Consider the following 18,973-nt stretch of genomic DNA (forward strand, 5'->3'; position numbering starts at 1 on the left):
ACGGCGAGCTAGAGCCCCAGCTTGCGCCCCAGCCAGGACAGCTCCTGCCGGATCCGCGTCACGATCCGGTGGCGGGTGCTCGCCCTCTGGCTCTCCAGCCGCGCGATCAGGAATTCCGGCCCGCAAGGGACGAGGCTCACCGGATCGACCGTCAGCGGATAGTCGATGAAGGCGACATGGGCGAGCGTTGCCAGATCCAGCCGCCGCCCGCGCCTTGCGCACTCGGTCAGGTCCTGCGTCAGCCCCCATCCCGCATAGAACGGCATGCCGTAGACCGTCACGGGTTTGCCGCGCAACAGAGCCTCGAAGCCGCTCAGCGAGGAGAAGGTCTCGACCCGGTCGGCGAGGTCGACGAGGTCGAGGATATCGCAGCCCTCCACCACCTGATCGGCGAGGCCTTCGGTCTCGTGCGGCTCCAGCCGCCCGGCACGCAGGCGCGCGGCCACATCCGGATGCGGCTTGAACAGGATATGGGCGTGCGGGTTGCGGGCGCGCACCTGGCGCAGCAGCTCCAGATTGACGTTCTGGCAAGCCGCGCAGTCGATGGTCGCCGACAGCGAGCGGCGCACGCCGGCATCGTCTGCCACCTGTCCCGGCACCAGGATCACCGTGCGATCCTCCGGCACGCTCGGCAGCGTGCCCTTGCCGCCGACATTGTACTTGGTGACCCGCGCCTTGCGGATGCGGGCGATGAGCCCGTCCGCGCGGGCCCGCTCCACCGGGGTCAGTTCCCGCTCCCCCAGCAGCCGCTCCATCCGGCTCGACCGCAGCGCGTCGAAATAGATGCCCTCATTGTCGAAGCCGACCGAAGCGCCGCGCGCAAGGCCCGCACCGAGCCCGACCGAGCGCAGGAAGCCGTCCTCGATCCGCCACAGGTCGACGCCCGCCCGCGCAGCCGCCGCCTCGGCCTCGGCACTCACGCCCGCCGCCCAGCCGAGCGCCCGTCCGCCCTCGCGCGCCGCGCGGGCGATCGCCTCGTCCGCGCTGGCGCAAAAGGCGAACTCCCGGCCCGGTCCCGCCAGCGCCGCACGGATCGTCGCGTGGTTCCAGGACTTGGCGCCGAAGCAGAACAGCGGCTTTTCCGAGACCTCCGCCCGCCGCGCCGCCGCCGCCACCCCTTGCAGCGCCAGCGCCGCCGGCAGCGCCTGTCCCGCCTCATAGGGCGAAGGATAGATGTGCGCTTGCGCCAGCAGCATCCCGGCCCACTCTTCGGCCAGGCCCTCATCGAGCCCGAAACGCCGACACAGCGCAGAACCCCAGCCCGCCGCATCCTCAAGCGCCACAGCTTTCAGCGCCGCGACCGCCGCGGCGCTCGCCGCTGCCTCGCCTTCGCGCAGAACCACTGCCGGATCAACCGGCAAGAGCGCCACCACCAGCGTGCCCTTCGCCAGCGGGGCCGGCGGCGCATCGGGAGACGCCATGCCGGCCAGCAGCATCGGAACGCCGCCCCCTGCCGCCTGCCGCGCCCGCTCCGCCACCTCGGCGCTTCCGGCAGGGCACACCAGCCCTTCGCCCGTCTGCGGCGCGCGGGTCGCAGCAACTACCGGCGTCCCGAGGATCGTGGCAAGCGCACGGGCACACGGCGCAAGCTCCTTGTCCACCACGAGCCAGCGCCGGCAGGTCGGCCACGCGCTCACAGCGGCACCCCCATCGCGCGGGCGCGGGCAAGGCGCGGCGGCAACTCCGCCTGCCAGTCCGGATCCGGTGCCGTGTCGTCCAGCAGCCGCGCCGTCATCGTCGCCACGGCGACATGCAGCCCCTCACGATTGTGGATCGAGCCGCGCAGCTGCGAGCTTGCCACCACGACTTTCAGCAAATCGGCAAGCAGCGCCGGATCGGGCGGCTGCGGCGCCTGCCAGAAGCTTTCGAGCGGACCGCGATGGGTCAGCCCCTCCATGTCGTAGAGCGCCGGCGTCAGCACTGCGACCGGCACCCCGGCCCTCAGCGCGTCGAGCCCGGCGGTCGAGTTCACCGTCACCAACCCGGAAAGACGCTGGAACAGCGCGCCCAGCGACCCGCCGTCGAGGAAGACGATTCGCCCTCCGTCCTCGCCGGCATGGCGCGCGATCTCTGCCCGCCAGTCCACCTCGCCATTGTCCAGCGGATGCGCCTTCACCACCAGCCGGGCCTCTTTCGGCGCACCTTCGCGAAACGCCGCAATCACGTGGCCGAGCGCTGCGCGCATGGTGCCGAAATGGGAATGCGCCAGGATCTGGTAATCCCCCTCCACCTGCAGCGGCAGCAGGAACAGCGGCTCTTGTCCCCCCAGGAGCTCCGCCTCGATGCGCGAAGCCACGGCCTTCCGTCGCCGCTCACCGGCGAGCCGGCGTATCCAGGACAGGTAATCGACGAGCGGATGGCTCGGCGTGTGGCGGCGATAGGAGGGATGGAAGGCAAAGCCCGCGACATTCGGCAGGTGATAGGACACGTCCTGCCAGGCCTCCAGCGCGAAGGAGCCGGGATAACGGGGCGACAGGTCCGGATCAGTCAGACGCGCCGCTGCGCGGCGGATGATCGCCGGGTCGTCCGGCAGCCGGCTCAGCACGCCGAGCCCGCCGCGGGCCAGCGTCATGTAGCCCGGCCGCACCAGCCCCAGTTCGGTGACATGGACGGCGATCCCGCGCTGCTCCGCCGCCAGCACCGCCGGGCGGTGATAGGGCCGCGTGTCGCCATGCAGCACGAGGTCGGTGACGCCGCCCTCCTCCATCAGCCGCGCCGCCTCGGCCGGCCAGTCGGCGAGCTTGCCGCGCCAGAACCGGCACTCGCGCCCGTGCCAGTGCAGCCAGTCGCCGCTGCAGAAATTCACCCGGGTCACCCGGTGGCCGGCCTTCGCCAGCCTTGCGCCGATCATCCGGTAGAGCGGCGACAGCGGCCCTTGCAGGAACAGGAAATGCCGGGCGCGGCCTGCGCGCGTCTCAGCCGCGCCAGGCACGCCACCACCGCCCGATGCGGCCGCGAACCTGCATCTCCTGCGTGAAGGTCATGGGAATGCCGAGCCGCCGCGCCTTTTCCCCGCGCGGTGCCGGGCGCACGCAGGCGCCGGGCTCGTTGACGCCGTTCTGCGTCAGCCGGCGGGCAAGCTCGCGCGCGGCCGCCTGCTTGCCCTCGGCCGTATAGAAGTTGCCCTGGATCTGGATCGCATGGCCCATCAGCCGCTGCACCGCGTCGTAGACGCCGGCATCGGGGGCCTGCGGCGTACGCCAGAACCGGTCGAGCGGCAGCTGGCAGGTCAGCCCCGGCAGATCGTAGACGGCAACGCCGAGGATCTTCACCGGACAGCCGAGCCGCACCGCATGCAGGCCCGTCGTGGAGTTGACCATCAGCGCGCCGGAAGCATGCTCCAGCAGCGTCACCAGATGGCCGCCGTCGACCAGATGGACCCGGTGCTTGACCCGATGCTTGCGCGCCAGCTGGCGCACGATCCGCCCCCATGGCTCGATGCCCTGGTCCATCGGATGGATCTTGATCACCAGCTGCGCCGCCAGGTGCGCATTGGCGGCGAAAGAAGCGAACACCTCGTCCAGCGCATCGGCCAGATGCCCATACTGCGCATTGTAGCGCAGCTGGTAGTCGCTCTGGAGCTGCAGCGGAAAGACGAAATACGGACAGCGCGACTCGATCAGGTCGGCGATCAGGATATTGGCGTTGCGGTCGCGCCGGCTGGCGAAGAGCAGCCGCGGAACCATCGCCGTGAACTCGAAGATCGGATGGTAGAACTTGTCCTGGGTGAAGCGCGGCCAGAACAGGAAGAGGAACGCATTGACGAGGTGGAAGGTCACCTCGTGCACCGCCTCCAGCCAGAACGGATGGCGATAGCGCACGGTCAGGTCGATGGGCGCCAGCACCGAGGCCGCCTCGCGGATCGCGCTCACGTCGTCGGGAAACAGCGAGCGCGCGGACATGCCGTCGAGTTCCGCGGTGATCCAGTCGGGGCGCAGGTAGCCGTTCTCGTAGGCGACCGTGCGCAGGCCCAGTCGCCCGGCGACCTCGATGGCCGCCGAGTGGTAGGGGAAGCGGTCCTGATAGAAGACGATGTCGGTGACGCCGTGCTTGCGGACATAGGCCTCGAGAAAATCCGGCCACGCCGTCAGGCTGCCGCGATAGCTGGTGCAGCGGGCATCGTGCCACAGCAGCCAGTCGGACAGGCTCAGGTTGATGCGCAGGGTGCGATGGCCGAGCGCTTCCAGCTCGTTGGCGACGACGCGCGGAAAGTCCGAGGGCGGACCCTGCAGAAACAGCACCGTGCGCGTTTGCGTCTCTTGCGGCATGTCAGGCGTCCGTTGCGACGCCGGCCGGTTGGCGGAAGCCTGCCGCTCGCGGCGTCGCGGGCGTGCGCCCCCTTTCCGGGGCGCGGCCCGCCATCAATTGGTGGCCAGCGCGTCGACCGTTCTCGCACTCGACAGCAGCGGGCCGATGATCTGCAGGAACTTGCCGAACTCCGCCGTCGGATGGTTGGCGACGTAGATGATGTCCTTGTCGCGCATCTCGAACGAACGGGCGAGGAAGAAGGCCTCGGCCTGACGCATGTTCAGCTTGTAGACGACCGGCACGCGGGTCTTGGAGAACTTCTGCGCGACCTCGTCGCCGCGAATCCGGCGCACCAGTTCCCGGTCCTCGAAGCGGAACAGGAAGATGCCGCCGGCATCGGCGAAGAAGTCCTTCAGGCCGCCGACCTGGGCAAGGCCCTCGGCCAGGGTCACCGATTCGGTCTTGAACGGCACGAGCTGCGTCGCCTGCACCGCGCCGAAGGCGGAGAAGGTGCGCGGCTTGTGCGTCACCAGCACGTTGTCGCCCGGTGTCAGCCAGATGTTGTTTTCCGGATATTCGATCAGGTCGACGAGGCGCGCCTCGCCGGAGCGCGAGCCGCGCTTGACCGTCACCACTGTTTCGTAGGTCGCCTCGCGCGAGCCACCGGCCCGCGCCACCGCTTCCAGCAGGCGCATGCCGCGCACCGACATGGTGTACTGGCCGGGCTTCATCACGTCGCCGACCACGACGACGCCGCTACTCTCGTTGCCTTCCACCAGGACCAGAACCTGCGGCTCGATGGCCTTGCCCTTCAGCCGCTCCTGGATCGAGGAGCGCAGGCCCTCGACCGACAGGCCATTCGCCTGGATGCGGCCGGCATAGGGAATGAAAATATAGCCGGCCTCGTCGACCACCACGGGAACGGAGACGTTCTTGCCGTCGGTGGTGGAGAACAGGCCTTCCGGTGCCGCTTCCCAGATCGTCACGACCAGGCGGTCGCCGATGCCAAGGCGCGTCGAACGGCCGGCACCGGGCACCGAGGCGAAGTGGCGGGAGAACAGCGCCGGGCGATAGTCGTGCACCGCCGAGATCGTCTGGCGGTCGAGCGACAGGAGTACGTAGTCCGAGCTGACCGCGTCACCCTCGATTTCCTCGGACGTGATGGTGATCGCAGCCGGTCCCTGCCCAGGCAGGCCAGCACAGCCCGCGAGCGAAAACGCAAGGAAAACAGGGATCAAGAAACGCATCAAGGCCTCGGTAGTGACATTCCGGACGTGTCACGCCCGCTTCTGTTAGCACCCTCTCGGGCGGGTGTCCAAGCTGGATGGACACGCGCCGCCGCAAGCCCGGCACCTGTTGTCCATCGGCAACATTGTTTACCTCATTGGTTAATCAAACAGAAAATGAATCTGACAAAACTGTCCCCGTTTTCAGGCATTTGTGGGCCGCCGTTCGAGGGGAGCGACAGGAGCGGGCAGCGTTTCTACCCTGACGGCAATTGCGGCCGGCACCCGCAACCGCGCGCCCTGCCTTGCCGAATCCGCCGCGGGGCGAGATTCGTCAAAGCGCATGAAACATGCCATATGGTGAGCGAATTGGTCCGGATGGGGCCATCGGTTCAGAACCGGTCAACCATTCGGGCCTAGCCTGAGGCTTACAAGATGGGTCGATGAAGGACCTTTCGGGCTCAACCGGAACAGGATGTCTCGTGCGTATCAACGAGATCCGGGCGGCAGACTCGTCGGCGTTTTTGACGGGGAATGCGAGGACGGCGCGGCGAGGCACTCGCCGGCGCGCCCTTTTTGCTGCGCTGATGGCCGGGTCCCTTTTCAGCCTTCCGTCCTCTCCGGCCGCCGCGCTCGACCTGCTCGGCTGGCTGCCTTTCGGCAAGTCGGAGAGCGAGACGGAAACCGCCGTCGTCGATCCCTTCCCCTATACCGTCACCCTGTCGCTGTCCGGCTCCAACGATGAGCTCAAGGAGAGGCTCGAGAGCACCTCCGAACTCGTCAGCGATGCGGACCGCCCGCCCTCGGGCGAGGCCGGTCTCATCGCCCGCGCCAATTCCGACTTCGAGCGCCTTGTCGGCCGGCTCTATGTCGAGGGCTACTATGCCGGCACCGTCGACATCCGCCTTGCCGGGCTGACGCTGGAGGCGGCGCTGCGCATGCCCTCCCTGCCCGGCCCGCGCCCCGTGCCGGTGACGATCCGCGTCTCGCCGGGCGCGCTGTTTTCCTTCGGCAAGCTCTCGGTCGAGAGCACCTCGCAGGACGCCCTGGTTGGCACGCCGGAGAGCTACGGACTTGTCCCCGGCGAGACCGCCAATTCCGAGAAGGTGCTGCGCGCCGAGCAGCAGATCGTCGCCCAGTTGAAGGCGGCCGGATATCCCTTCGCCAAGATCGAACGGCGCGAGATCGTCGCCGACCACGCGACCAACCGGCTGGACGTGCGCCTCGTCGCCGCGCCGGGACGGGCCGCGCGCTTCGGCGAGGTCAGCGTCAGCGGCACCGAGGCGACCGATCCGGATTTCGTCGTCACCCAGGCCATGCTGCCGGAGGGCGAGCAGTATTCGCCTGAGGCGATCGAGCGCGCCACCAAGCGGCTGTCCGATCTCGGCATCTTCTCCTCCGTGCGTATCGTGCCGGGCGAGCAGGTCGGCCCCGACGGGCGCCTGCCGATGACCATCGAGGTCTCCGAGCGCAAGCGCAACGTCATCGGCGTCGGCGCCAACTGGTCGAGCTCGGAAGGCTTCGGCGTCGAGGCCTACTGGCGGCGGCGCAACCTGTTCGGCCGCGGCGAATTGCTCAGCATCGAGGGCTCGGTCGGCCGCATCGGCGACAACAGCCTGTCGGACCTGGAATATGCCGGCCGCATCGCCTTCGAGAAGCCCGGCGCTTTCGGGCCGCTGACCACCTTCACGACCAGCCTCAGCGCCAAGCAGGAAATTCCGGACGCCTATCGCAGCCGCAACGTCACGCTCGACGCCTTCGTCCGGCGCGAGTTCAGCGACCAGCTGTCGGCGCGGGTCGGCGCCGAGGTGCAGTTCGCCGACGAGCAGGACGTCTTCGGCGACCGCACCTACCTGCTCACCGGCATCATCGGCGAGGTTGCCTACGACACCCGCGACGACAAGCTGAACCCGACGAAGGGCATCAACGCGGTCGCCTTCGCCGAACCCGCCTATGACGCCAAGGGCGGCAACTTCATGCTCTTCACCAAGGCGCAGGTCTCCGCCTACCAGGCGCTGGACGTGTCCCGCCGCTTCGTGCTCGCCGGGCGCCTCGGCGCCGGCAGCATCATCGCCCCGTCCATTCGGGCGGTGCCGGCTGCCCGGCGCTTCTTCTCCGGCGGCGGCGGCTCGATCCGCGGCTACGCCTATCGCAATGTCGGCCCGCGGATCGCGGGCGAGGTCACCGGCGGGCGCTCCTATGTGGAGGCCTCGGCAGAAGTGCGGATGAAGGTCACCGAGACGATCGGCCTCGTCGGCTTCATCGATGCCGGCAACAGCTTCAGCACCGTCTATCCGGATTTCTCGGAAGGGCTCAAGGTCGGCGTCGGCGCCGGCATCCGCTACTTCACTCCAGTCGGGCCTCTCCGGCTGGATGTCGGCGTGCCGCTCAACCCGGAGAAGGACGACCCGAGCTTCGCCGTTTACGTCGGCCTCAGCCAGGCATTCTGATTTCGAGAAATCGAGACGGAATCGCCGGCAGGAACGCAAAATTTCTCGAAATTTTGCAAAATCCGTCTCAAATCCGATTCTGCGAATCATTCCAGTCACATGGCCTGGGACGATAAGGTTTCGATTCCGATTCAACGTCTTGAGAGGCCGATTCAGGTCGGCCGCCCGGGACGCCATGATTTCGCTTCAAGAGTGCGGGATAAGTCTTTTCATGACGACTCGTTTTTCAGCTCGTCGGGGTGCATGACGTGACCGCCTCGCCAGCCCGCCGCCGTCCCCGTTCCTTCCTGCGTGCCACCGCCCGGCTGCTGCTGCGCGTGCTCGTCGCCATCGTGGTGATCGTGCCCTTGCTGGCGCTCGGCCTGCTCGGCGCACTGCAGACGGATGCGGGGCGCAACGCGGTCGTGTCGCTGGTCAACGGGATCGCCGGCGGCCCGGACGGCGGCGTGAAGCTCTCCGGCCTCACGGTCGGCTGGGGCCTCGATGCCGGGGTCGAGCGGGTCGAGGTCTCCGACGCGCAAGGCACCTATCTGACGGTCGAGCAGGCCCGGCTTGCCTGGGCTCCGCTGGCGCTCCTGTCCGGCACCATCGATGTCGAAGCCGTCGACGTCGCCCGCGTTTCCCTTGCGCGCCTGCCCGTTCCCTCGCAGAGCGAGGACACTTCCGGCGGCTCCGTGCCGCTGCTGCCCTTCCGCCTCGGCCAGGCGCGGATCGCGGAGATCGACATCGGCGCGCCCGTCGTCGGCATCCCGGTTCGCCTGACCGCGCAGGCGCAGGCGAGCCTGTCCGACGCCCCACAGGCGGCCAATGCCGAACTCACCATCAGCCGTATCGACGGCACGCCGGGCGATATCGCCGCGACCGTCCGCTTCATGCCGCAGGCCGAAGAGCTGTTCTTCGACGTCACGGTGAAGGAGCCGCGCGGCGGCCTTGCCGCAAGGCTGTTGCAGATCGAGGGTCTGCCGGCGCTCGACATCGCGCTGAAGGGCGATGGCCCGCTGGACGACTGGCAGGCGCAGCTGTCGCTGGCGCTGGACGGGCGCACCGAGATCGCGGGCACCGCCCGCCTTGCCGAGACCGGGGACACCCGCAAGCTGAACGCGCGGCTGGAGGGCGAGTTGTCCGCCCTCGCCCCGCCGGTCGCCGCCGCGCTGGTCATGGGCCGCACGGTGCTCGACGCGGAGGTTATCCTCACCCGCGACTTCGCCCCGCGGCAGGCACAGGGCACCCTGGCGACCGGCACGCTCTCCTCCAGTTTCCGCGCCGACCTGCCCGAGGACGGGCGGATCGATGCGGACGCGAAGGTGCGCCTGTCGGCCGGCGACGGCGCGATGATCGGCATCGAATTGCCCGACCGGCTGATCACCATCGGCGAGACCAACCTGTCACTGACTGCCAGCGGCCCGCGAGATGCGCTCGACTGGTCGCTGGCGCTCGACACCGTGCGCCTGCAGACCACGGAAGCCCAGTTGGAGGGCATCGGCCTGCGGCTTGCGGGCGAGGATCTCGACACCACCGCGGCGAATGCGCCCCTCGCCCTCACCGCAAAACTCACCGCGCGCCACCTGCAGCCGCTGATCGACGGCGCCGAGATGCTCGCCGGGCCGCTGACGCTCGACGCGCGCGCCACGGTCGACCCGGTCGCCCCGGGCGCGGAGATCGACGCCCTCACCCTGACGTTGAACGGCATCGAGACGACGTTCGACGGCGCTGTCACGGCGGAGACCATCGACGGCAGCTACACGGTGACGCTCGCCGACCTTGCCCGCTTCGCGCCGCAAGTCGTGGGTGCGGCCCGGGTCGAGGGCACGGCCAAGGGCGCGCTCACCGGCCCCGACGTCGCCGCGACGCTCACGGCCGAGGCGTTGCAGCTCGCCGGCAAGCCCGTCACGGATCTTGAGATCGACGTCACCGCGACGACAGCACCGGACGCGCTGTCCGCGAATATCCAGGCGCGCGGCACCGTCGACGGCAACCGGCTGGATGCGGAGATCGACGCGGAGCCGAAAGGCCCCGGCCTCTCCATCCCGACCTTCTCGCTGGCAACGGGGGAAAACCGGATCACCGGCGCCTTCGAGGTCGGCGACCTTGCCGATGCGCTCGGCACGGTCACCGGCACGCTCGACATCGCCGCGCCGAAGCTCTCCGAGCTTTCGGCCCTCGCCCTGACGGAACTGGAAGGCGCGCTGTCGGGCAAGCTGGCGCTGACGGGAACCGGCGCCGATCAACGGGCGCAGCTCGACCTGCAGGGCGAAGATGTGGTCGTTGCCGGCAACCGCATCGCCCGGCTTGCCGCCTCGGGCACCGCCAGCGGCGGCCTTGCGGCTCCCAAGCTTTCGGGCGAGGCGCGACTTGGCGGCATCAATGCCGGCGGCACCGCCATCGAGACGGTCACCGCGACCGCGACCACACAGGGTTCGCGCACCGATATCGAGGTGGACGCCCGCCTGTCGCAGGGCGGCAATGCCGATGGCGTGGTGCTGACCGCGGCCCTGCAGCCGACCGAAAACGGGCTGGATGTGCTGCTGTCCTCGCTTCAGGGGCGCTATCGCGGTCTTGCCACGCGCCTGGCGCGCGAGGCGCGGATCGGCATCGCCGACGGCACCACCACAATCGAGAACCTGGGGCTGCGGATCGGCGAAGGCCGCATCGACATCAGCGGCACCGCTTCCGACCGCCTCGCCATCGACGCGAAGATCGCCGCGCTGCCGCTGACGGCGCTGGCCCCGCTCGCGCCAGGCGTCGCCCCGACCGGCAGCGCCTCGGGCACGGTCACCGTGCGCGGCGCTGCGGCCGACCCGCAGGCCGAATGGTCGCTGTCGATCGCCGATCTCTCCGCCGCCCCCTTGCGCGAGAACGGCATCGCAGCGGTCAATCTGCGCTCCAACGGCCGCTTCCAGGGCGGCCGCATCACCCAGACGACGGACATCACCGGCGCGGACGGACTGGCGCTCACCGCCAGCGGGCCCGTCGCCATTGCGGCGCCCGGGGCCCTCGACATCACGCTCTCCGGCAACGTCCCGGTCGGTGCGGCACGACAGCGGCTGATCCTGTCGGGCTTTTCCGGCCAGGGCGGGCTTGCCGTCTCGGGCAAGGTCACCGGCCCCTTCGCCGCGCCGCGCTACAGCATCACCCTGCAGCCGCGCCAGCTGTCGCTGACGCAGCTCGCCTCCGGGCTCACCTTGCAGAACTTCACCGGCAGCATCGCCATCGACAATGCCGGTGTTGCGATCAACGATCTTAACGCAGCCATCGCCGCCGGGGGTAACCTGTCGGCCGGCGGGCGGGTCGGGCTCGGCGCCGGCATGCCGGCGGACCTCAGGGTACAAGTGCGCGACGGGCGCTATTCCGACGGTCGCGTGGTGCAGGCAACGGTCGGCGCCGACCTGCGGCTGACCGGCCCCCTCGCCGACCAGGCGCGCGGTGCCCGGCTGGAGGGTAACGTCACCGTCGCACGTGCCGACATCACCATTCCCAGCAGCCTGCCGGGGGCGATCAATCCCCTGGCGGTGACCCATGTCAACGCGCCGGAAGCGGTGCGCCAGCAGGACGCGGCGCTGGCCCGCGACCAGGGCGGTTCCGGCGGCGGCGGCAGCCGGCCGATCGCGCTGGACGTCACTGTCTCCGCCCCCGGACGCATCTTCGTTCGCGGTCGTGGTCTCGACGCGGAAATGGGCGGCACGCTGCGGGTGGCCGGCACCACCGCCGACATCCAGGCCATCGGCTCGTTCAACATGCGGCGCGGCCTGCTGCAGGTGCTGACCCGGCGCGTCCAGTTCAACCGGGGCGATGTCAGCTTCACCGGCTCCCTGATGCCGCGGCTGGACTTCGCCGCCACCTCGCAGACCAGCAGCGCAGCGGTCACCATCACCGTCACCGGCCCGGCGGCACAGCCGGAGATCGCCTTCACCTCCTCGCCGCAGCTGCCGCAGGACGAGGTGCTGGCGCAGTTCCTGTTCGACCGGTCGATGAGCCAGCTCTCGCCCACGCAGATCGCCCAGCTCGGCGCCTCCGTTCTGGCGCTGACCGGCGGCAGCGGCGAAGGCCCGCTCGGTGCGCTGCGCCAGTCGCTCGGCGTCGATGCCATCGACGTGGAGACCGACGGGACCTCCGGCCCCTCGCTCGCCGTCGGCAAGTACCTGAGCGACAACATCTATCTCGGCGTGAAACAGGGCACGGAAGCCGGTTCCAGCCGCGTCACCGTCGACATCGACGTCACCAAGTCGCTGAAGCTGCGCGGCGAGGTCGGTGCGGACGGCGAGTCCAAGGCCGGCATCTTCTTCGAGCGCGAATTCGGCAACTAGCGGAAGGCAGCCCGAGCGATTGCACGGGCCACCCCCGTTGTCGTCCCGGTTTCGGTGTAGCCGAAGACCGGGATCCAGTAACCACAGGTCGTGCCGCTCAGGTCGCGGCGCCGGCACAAAGCCGCATCCGCCAGCGTCCTTGCCCCGCCCTCTCTCATCGTCATTCCGGGCAAGCGAAGCGCGACCCGGAACCGGCGAGCCACAGCGGTCGTGGCTCCGTCCCGGAGCGCGTCTGCAAGCGCCTTCGACTCTCCGGTCCCGGCTCGGCGCCGCGCGCCGTCCGGGAGGACGCAAGGAGAGGCCTGTGCGATGGCACGGGTCACCCCCGGTTGTCATCCCGGTTTCGGCGTAGCCGAAGACCGGGATCCAGTAACCACAGGTCGTGCCGCTCAGGCCTCGGCGCCGGCACAAAGCCGCATCCGCCAGCGTCCCTACCAGCTACCCCGGCGGATACTGGATGCCTGCCTTCGCAGGCATGACAAGCGAGAGTGTGGCGCGCCGAAGAAATCCCCTACGCGTCGCGCCAATCCTCGCCGGCCAGCGCTGCGATCTCCGCGTGCACGGCCGCGGGGATAGTCAGCCCCTCGCGGGCGGCGCGGGCGCGCGCCTCGAGCCGGCGCGATCCCGGCAGGCGCACCCCGTCCTCCGCCTCGATGGCCGCGACCAGCGTCTCCATCCGCTCGCCATAGGCGCCGGCCGAGCTCATGCCCGGATCGATGGCGATCACCGTCTGGCCAAGGTCCGGCGCGGCCCCTTCCCCCGTGAACAAGCTCGATGCCTCGAAGGCAAGGCTCGCTCCGACCAGAGCGGCGGCCATCACCTCCACCATCAGGGCCAGCGCCGCACCCTTGGCCTCGCCGATGGGGATCATCGTGCCCGCCATGCCCGCATCGGCATCGGTCGTCGGGTTGCCGTCGACGTCGAGCGCCCACCCTTCAGGGATCGGCAGGCCGGCCTTTTGCGCCGACAGGATGCGTCCGCGCGCCACGCGCGAGACGGCGAGATCGATCACCAGCGGCGCCCGCCCCTCCGACAGCGGCGCGGCGAAGGCGATCGGATTGGTGCCGAACAGCGGCTTGCGACCGCCCCACGGCGCGATGGCCTTGGGCGCATTGCCGAACACGAAGGCGACGAGGCCCTTTTCCGCCAGCTTCTCGCAATGGGCGCCGGCCTGGCCGAAGTGGTGGGAGCGGCGGATGGCGGCAAGGCCGATGCCGGTCTCCGCGACGATGCCGGGCAGTGCGTCGATCACCAGGTCGAAGGCGGGATAGGCGAAGCCGAGGCCCGCATCGACCCTCAGCAGGGCCGGCGCGGGGCGCGCGAATTCCGGTACCGCATGGCCGTCGACCTTGCCGCTTTTCGACTGGGCGGCATAGGAGGAGACGCGCGACAGGCCGTGGCCGGCCTGGCCGTCGGCCTCGGCGGCAACAAGGGCGCGGGCAACGGACTCGGCGTTTTCGGCGGAGGTATTCGCAGCGATGAGAGCGGCGCGGGCAAAGGCGCCGGCCTCGTCCAGCGTGAGTGTGACCGGGGAGGACATGGCGAAGGCTTTCGTGGTCGGCAGGGCCGGATGAAGGGCTGCAGCGCATCAGGCGCAGGGTCTGACCGCCGTTTAGACCGCTTCGCGCCGCGCGAAAAGGGGCGTGTGCGCCGCCCTCCTCCGCCCGCGCCCTTCGCCGCACCGGGGCGGGCCGCAAAAGTCGATCGCCGGGACCGATTGCGGGGCGAGACCTCCATCATATTCTTGTATATGATATTTGTCTGATGAATGATGCGAAGCACGTGTTTTCAAAGCTCCCTCCGCATAAGGTTGCTCCTTCATGATCGCCAAGGCCGGATACAGTCCGCTCTATCGCAGGGTCGAGGACATCATGCGGACCCGGCTGACCGACGGCAGCTGGCCGCCGGGCCACAAGCTGCCGAGCGAGCAGGCGCTGGCGGGCGAGTTCGGCGTTGCCCAGGGCACGCTGCGCAAGGCGGTGGAGACCCTGGCGGCCGAGGGTCTGATCGAGCGGCGGCAGGGCAAGGGCAGCTTCGCGCGCCAGCCTCAGGTCGCGCGGCCGATGTTCCAGTTCTTCTTTCTCGCCCGGCCGGGGGGGGGCGAGCGGCTGACGCCGGACCTTCGCCGCACCAGCGTCGAGGACGGCACGGCGGACGAGGCGGAGGCCGCACGGCTTCACCTGGACCCCGGCGCACCGGTGGTGCGGATGTTCCGCGAGCGCAGCCTCGAAGGACAGGTGGTTCTGGTCGAGCGCATCGTGCTGCCGGGCCACCGTTTCGCCGGCATCGGGAACCTGCGGCTGCCCCAGGCGCTTTACGCCATGTACCAGAGCGAATTCCGGGTGATGGTCACCGCGGTGCATGAGGAATTGCGGTCGATTGCGGCCGATGCGGAGCAGGCCGGCCTTCTGGAGGTTGCGCCGGGCTTCCCGCTGCTGGCCGTCGACCGCATCGCCTATGACCTGGAGGGAACCCCGGTCGAATGGCGGGTCAGTGCCTGCAACACGCAGGATCTCGTCTATTCCGTGACGCTTCGCTGAGTTTCGGGCCGCATGCGCGGCCCCGACAGGACGATGGCCGGCTCCTGCCGGCGCGCAACGACAACACAACGGGAGTGCAAGAATGATCAGCGACCACAGGCTCTTCAAGCAGTCCTGCCATATCGGCGGATTGTGGACCCATGCCGACACCGGATCGGTGATCGAGGTCGACAATCCGGCGACCGGCGAGATCATCGGCACCGTGCCGCGCTGCGGGCGGGCGGAGACCGCCCGGGCCATCGAGGCCGCCTATCTCGCCTTCCAGGACTGGAAGGCGACGACGGCGGAGGAACGCGGCGCCCTGATGCACAAGCTGTGCGATGCGATCATGGCCAATCACGACGCGCTGGCGGAAATCCTCACCACCGAGATGGGCAAGCCGCTGGCCGAGGCGAAGGGCGAGATCGCCCTCGGCGTCAAATACATCCGCTTCTTCGCCGAGCAGGCCAAGCGCATCGACGGCGACATCATCCCCTCGCCCTGGCGCGGCAAGCGGATCCTGGTGACCAAGGAGCCGGTCGGCGTCACCGGCGCGATCACCCCCTGGAACTTCCCCCACTCGATGATTTCGCGAAAGCTCGGCGCGGCCCTTGCCGCCGGCTGCACCATGGTGATCAAGCCGGCGAGCCAGACGCCCTTCTCCGCCCTCGTCTTTGCAGCGCTTGCCGAGGAAGTCGGCTTCCCGCGCGGGGTGGTGAACGTCATCACCGGCTCGGCCGCCGAGATCGCAGCCGAAATGTGCGAGAACCCGCATCTGCGCAAGATCACCTTCACCGGCTCGACGGAAGTGGGCAAGAAGCTCGCCTCAAACGCTTCCGCCCACATGAAGAAGATCTCGATGGAGCTCGGCGGCAACGCCCCCTTCATCGTCTTCGATGACGCCGATCTCGACGCGGCGGTGGAAGGGGCTATGGCCTCCAAGTTCCGCAATTCCGGCCAGACCTGCGTTTGCGCCAACCGCATCTACGTGCAGGCCGGCGTCTATGATGCCTTCGCCGAAAAGCTCGGGGCCGCCGTCGCCGCGCTCAAGGTCGGCAACGGCCTCGAAGAGGGTGTGACGCAGGGTCCGCTGATCGACGGCAAGGCCGTCGAGAAGGTGGAGGAGCACATCCAGGACGCACTCGCCAAGGGCGGCAAGGTGGTGCTGGGCGGCAAGCGCCACGCCAATGGCGGCAGCTTCTTCGAGCCGACGCTGGTCGTCGGTGCGACCCCGGAGATGAAGGTGGCGCGCGAGGAAACCTTCGGGCCGCTCGCCCCCCTCTTCCGCTTCGACACGGAAGACGAGGCCGTGGCGATGGCCAACGACACCGAATACGGCCTTGCCTGCTACTTCTACACCCAGGATTTGGGGCGCGCCTTCCGCGTCTTGGAGGCGCTGGAATACGGGCTGGTCGGCGTCAACGAGGGGCTGATCACCACCGAGGTCGCGCCCTTCGGCGGCGTCAAGGATTCAGGGCTCGGCAACGAGGGCTCGAAATACGGCGTCGAGGACTACCTCAACATCAAATACGCCTGCGTCGGCGGGCTTGGACTTTGATCCCGCCCCTCCCGGCATGAACGAAGGGCCGCCCATGGGCGGCCCTTTTGCATTTCAGGTCAATTGGTTGCGCGCGCCCGCACCTCGGCGAGCATCGCCGCGACATCGGCGGCGAGAAGATCGGCGACGCGGGTTGCGATGCGCGGCAGCGCGCGGCGGGAACTGATGGCGAGCGCGATGCTTTGCGGCACCACGTTCTGCCCCGTCACGGGGATGGCGACGAGGCGCCCGTCCAGCAGTTCCTGCGCCGTGTCCAGCTCGGAGGTGAGCGCGGCATGGCTGCCGGAGACGACAAGCTGTTTCAGAAGCTGCAGCGAGTTGGTGACCACCGGAGGGCGGTTCTCCGAGAACATCCAACCGTGGCGGGCGTCCAGCATCCGGCGGATCGCCAGCGACGGGCTCTGCACGACGGTCGCCTGGTCGCGCACCTTGGCAAGGCTCACTTGGCTCAGTTCCGCAAGCGGATGGCCGGGCGCGACGACGCAGTGCAGCGGCAGCTCGGCGCTCCACACCACATGCAGGTCGCGGTGCGGGCGCAGGTTGAAGGCGAGCGCCACGTCGGCATCGCCCCGGTCGAGCACGGCCATCGCATCGTCGGGCGTTGCGATCTCCACATCGATCCGTACCCGCGGATACACCTCCGCCACATGATGCAGGAAGCGCGGCAGCACGCCGTTGACCAGACTGTCCATTGTCACGAGGCGGATATGGCCGAGGCTGATGCCCTGCATCTGCTTCACGTCGGACCACAGGCGGTTCTCGTCCGCCCGCCAGCGCCGCGCCAGCACCACGAACATTTCGCCGACCGGGGACAAGGTCATGCCCGTGGTCATGCGGTCGAACAGTTGTACCCCGAGCCGGTCCTCCAGCAGCTTGATCTGCCGGTCGATCGCCGAGGCGGCAATGCCGATCGCACGCGAGGCCGCCTGGATCGAGCCGTGCTCTGCAACGGCCTCGACATAGTGCAACCCGCGGGGAACGAGGTGGAGCGACATTTCCGGGCATCCTAATTTCTAGAACGCAGGATTGTCGATAATGTCATGGATTGCAATGACGAGGGCCGGCTAGCGTTCAGGGCATAAAGGACACCGGACGGCAAAGGCCCGCCATGACTTCCGCCCTCGACACGCTCAATTCGGCTTCCCGCGAAACAGCGCTAGCGCTGCTGGAGCCCCTGGTCGAGCGCTCGCCCTGGGTGGTGGAGCTGACCGTCGACCAGCGCCCCTTCGCGGACGATGCAGCGCTTGCCGCGGCGCTGGCGGACACGATCCTTGCAGCCGGCACCGAGCGCCAGCGGGTACTGTTTGCCGCTCACCCGGAGCTTGCCGGCCAGGAAGCGGCCGAAGGGCGCATGACCGACGCCTCGACCGGCGAACAGGCCCGGCTCGGCCTGTTGTCTCTGTCGGCGGACGATGCCGTCCGGCTGCGCGCGCTCAATGCCGCCTATCGGGCGCGTTTCTCCCATCCCTTCATCATCGCCCTGCACCGCGTGCCGGACCTTGAGACCCTTCTTGCCACTTTCGAGCGCCGCCTTGCCGCGCCCGCGCCGGAAGAGCATGCCGCCACACTGGACGAGATCGCCTCGGTGATCCGCTCCCGTGCCGCCCGCGCCTTCGGGCCGGGCGCGAAACCGCCCCGGACCTCCCTCGCCGCAACCCTGGAGCACCCAGCCATGAAAGCCATCCTCCCGCTTGTCGCCTCCACCGCCCTCGTGCTGTCGACCGCCATGGCCGATGCCAAGGACACGATCCGCATCGCCGGCAACTTCGCCACCGAGCACTCTTCCTCGCTTGCCATCGCGAAGTTCGAGGAAGAGCTCGAGCGCCTGTCCGGCGGCGAGATCGACGTCAACGTCTTCCCGGCGCAGCAGCTGGGCGGGGCGGCCGAGAACGTACAGGCCGTGAAGATCGGCGCCATCGAGATGATGTGGGTGGGCACCGCATACCTCACCCGTACCGTGCCGGAGCTTGAGGTCATCGGCCTTCCGTTCCAGTTCCCGAGCCGCGAGGCGGCCTTCGCCATCACCGACGGACCGGTCGGCACTGCGCTGGACGACATGATGGCCAAGGAGGGCATGACCTCCCTCGGCTACATGGAGCTGGGCTTCCGTCACCTGACCAACAATGTCCGCCCGGTGGTCGCCCTCGGTGACATCGAGGGCCTGAAGATCCGCCTGCAGCCGAACGAGACGCATCTCGCCACCTTCCGTGCCCTCGGCGCCAATCCGGTGGCGATGGACGTGAAGGAGCTCTACTCCGCCCTGGAGCAGGGCGTGATCGACGGCCAGGAAAACCCCTTCGCGATCATCAATGTCGCCGGCTATACCGAGGTGCAGAAGCATGTCTCCAACACCGGGCACTTCTTCGACTTCATCTCGGTCGTCGGCAACAAGAAGTGGTTCGACGGGCTCGCCCCGGAGAAGCAGGCAATGGTCCGCGAGGCCATGGCGACCGCCGTTGCCTATCAGCGCGAGCTGGCCGCCGAGCAGGATGCAGCGGGTCTAGCGCAGCTCACGGCCAAGGGCATGACCTTCACCGAGGTTTCGCCGGAACTGGCCGCCGCCCTGCGCGAAAAGACCGCCGGTGTCGCCACCGAGACCAAGGCCCGCCTCGATCCGGAGCTGGTGAAGCTGCTGGATGCCGAGACCGCCAAGCTCGGCATGTGACCC

11 protein-coding genes are annotated in these 18,973 nt (G+C 68.8%); 5 read left to right on the plus strand and 6 right to left on the minus strand.

From position 1 onward, the window contains the following. Positions 1–8 precede the first annotated feature (8 nt). The 4 genes from ACVJ6E_RS00945 to ACVJ6E_RS00960 form a co-directional block, all read right to left on the minus strand. Positions 9–1,637 carry a capsular polysaccharide export protein, LipB/KpsS family gene (locus tag ACVJ6E_RS00945; protein ID WP_491676383.1) on the minus strand — a complete coding sequence of 543 codons (1,629 nt, stop codon included), beginning with the start codon at positions 1,635–1,637 and terminating at the stop codon, positions 9–11. After that, entirely contained in the window at positions 1,634–2,932 is a 1,299-nt protein-coding gene (locus ACVJ6E_RS00950) for a capsular biosynthesis protein (protein WP_199681569.1), read from the minus strand. Before ACVJ6E_RS00950 ends, ACVJ6E_RS00945 begins: the two co-directional genes overlap by 4 nt. Further along, the gene (locus tag ACVJ6E_RS00955; protein ID WP_120270860.1) at positions 2,916–4,268 is read right to left on the minus strand and encodes a capsular biosynthesis protein; all 1,353 of its coding nucleotides are present in this window, start codon (positions 4,266–4,268) and stop codon (positions 2,916–2,918) included. Before ACVJ6E_RS00955 ends, ACVJ6E_RS00950 begins: the two co-directional genes overlap by 17 nt. Positions 4,269–4,361: 93 nt before the next feature. Further along, positions 4,362–5,495, minus strand: a complete 1,134-nt coding sequence (locus ACVJ6E_RS00960; RefSeq protein WP_120270859.1) for a polysaccharide biosynthesis/export family protein — start codon at positions 5,493–5,495, stop codon at positions 4,362–4,364. A 566-nt stretch (positions 5,496–6,061) separates the two neighbouring features. Here ACVJ6E_RS00960 and ACVJ6E_RS00965 point away from each other — a divergent pair. Together ACVJ6E_RS00965 and ACVJ6E_RS00970 are read left to right on the plus strand one after the other, a co-directional pair. Next, complete coding sequence (locus tag ACVJ6E_RS00965) at positions 6,062–7,924, plus strand: autotransporter assembly complex protein TamA (RefSeq protein WP_199681567.1); 1,863 nt, start codon at positions 6,062–6,064, stop codon at positions 7,922–7,924. A 248-nt stretch (positions 7,925–8,172) separates the two neighbouring features. Next, positions 8,173–12,228, plus strand: a complete 4,056-nt coding sequence (locus ACVJ6E_RS00970) for a translocation/assembly module TamB domain-containing protein (protein WP_147421919.1) — start codon at positions 8,173–8,175, stop codon at positions 12,226–12,228. A 511-nt stretch (positions 12,229–12,739) separates the two neighbouring features. On the opposite strand, the gene ACVJ6E_RS00975 is transcribed toward ACVJ6E_RS00970, so the two are convergent. Beyond that, the gene (locus tag ACVJ6E_RS00975; RefSeq protein ID WP_120270855.1) at positions 12,740–13,768 is read right to left on the minus strand and encodes an Ldh family oxidoreductase; all 1,029 of its coding nucleotides are present in this window, start codon (positions 13,766–13,768) and stop codon (positions 12,740–12,742) included. 280 nt (positions 13,769–14,048) lie between these two features. On the opposite strand from ACVJ6E_RS00975, the gene ACVJ6E_RS00980 reads away from it, so the two are divergent. Beyond that, a complete protein-coding gene (locus ACVJ6E_RS00980) occupies positions 14,049–14,768 on the plus strand; it encodes a GntR family transcriptional regulator (protein ID WP_120270854.1) in 720 nt (239 codons plus the stop codon). Between the two features lie 82 nt (positions 14,769–14,850). Beyond that, positions 14,851–16,305, plus strand: a complete 1,455-nt coding sequence (locus tag ACVJ6E_RS00985) for an NAD-dependent succinate-semialdehyde dehydrogenase (protein WP_120270853.1) — start codon at positions 14,851–14,853, stop codon at positions 16,303–16,305. Between the two features lie 59 nt (positions 16,306–16,364). Here ACVJ6E_RS00985 and ACVJ6E_RS00990 read toward each other — a convergent pair whose 3' ends face one another. Then, a complete protein-coding gene (locus ACVJ6E_RS00990; RefSeq protein WP_120270852.1) occupies positions 16,365–17,300 on the minus strand; it encodes a LysR family transcriptional regulator in 936 nt (311 codons plus the stop codon). A 113-nt stretch (positions 17,301–17,413) separates the two neighbouring features. On the opposite strand from ACVJ6E_RS00990, the gene uraD reads away from it, so the two are divergent. Further along, on the plus strand, positions 17,414–18,970 hold the full coding sequence (gene uraD / locus ACVJ6E_RS00995) for a 2-oxo-4-hydroxy-4-carboxy-5-ureidoimidazoline decarboxylase (RefSeq protein WP_120270851.1): 1,557 nt from the start codon (positions 17,414–17,416) through the stop codon (positions 18,968–18,970). Positions 18,971–18,973 lie beyond the last annotated feature (3 nt).

Source organism: Stappia sp. G46H5W (assembly GCF_058448995.1).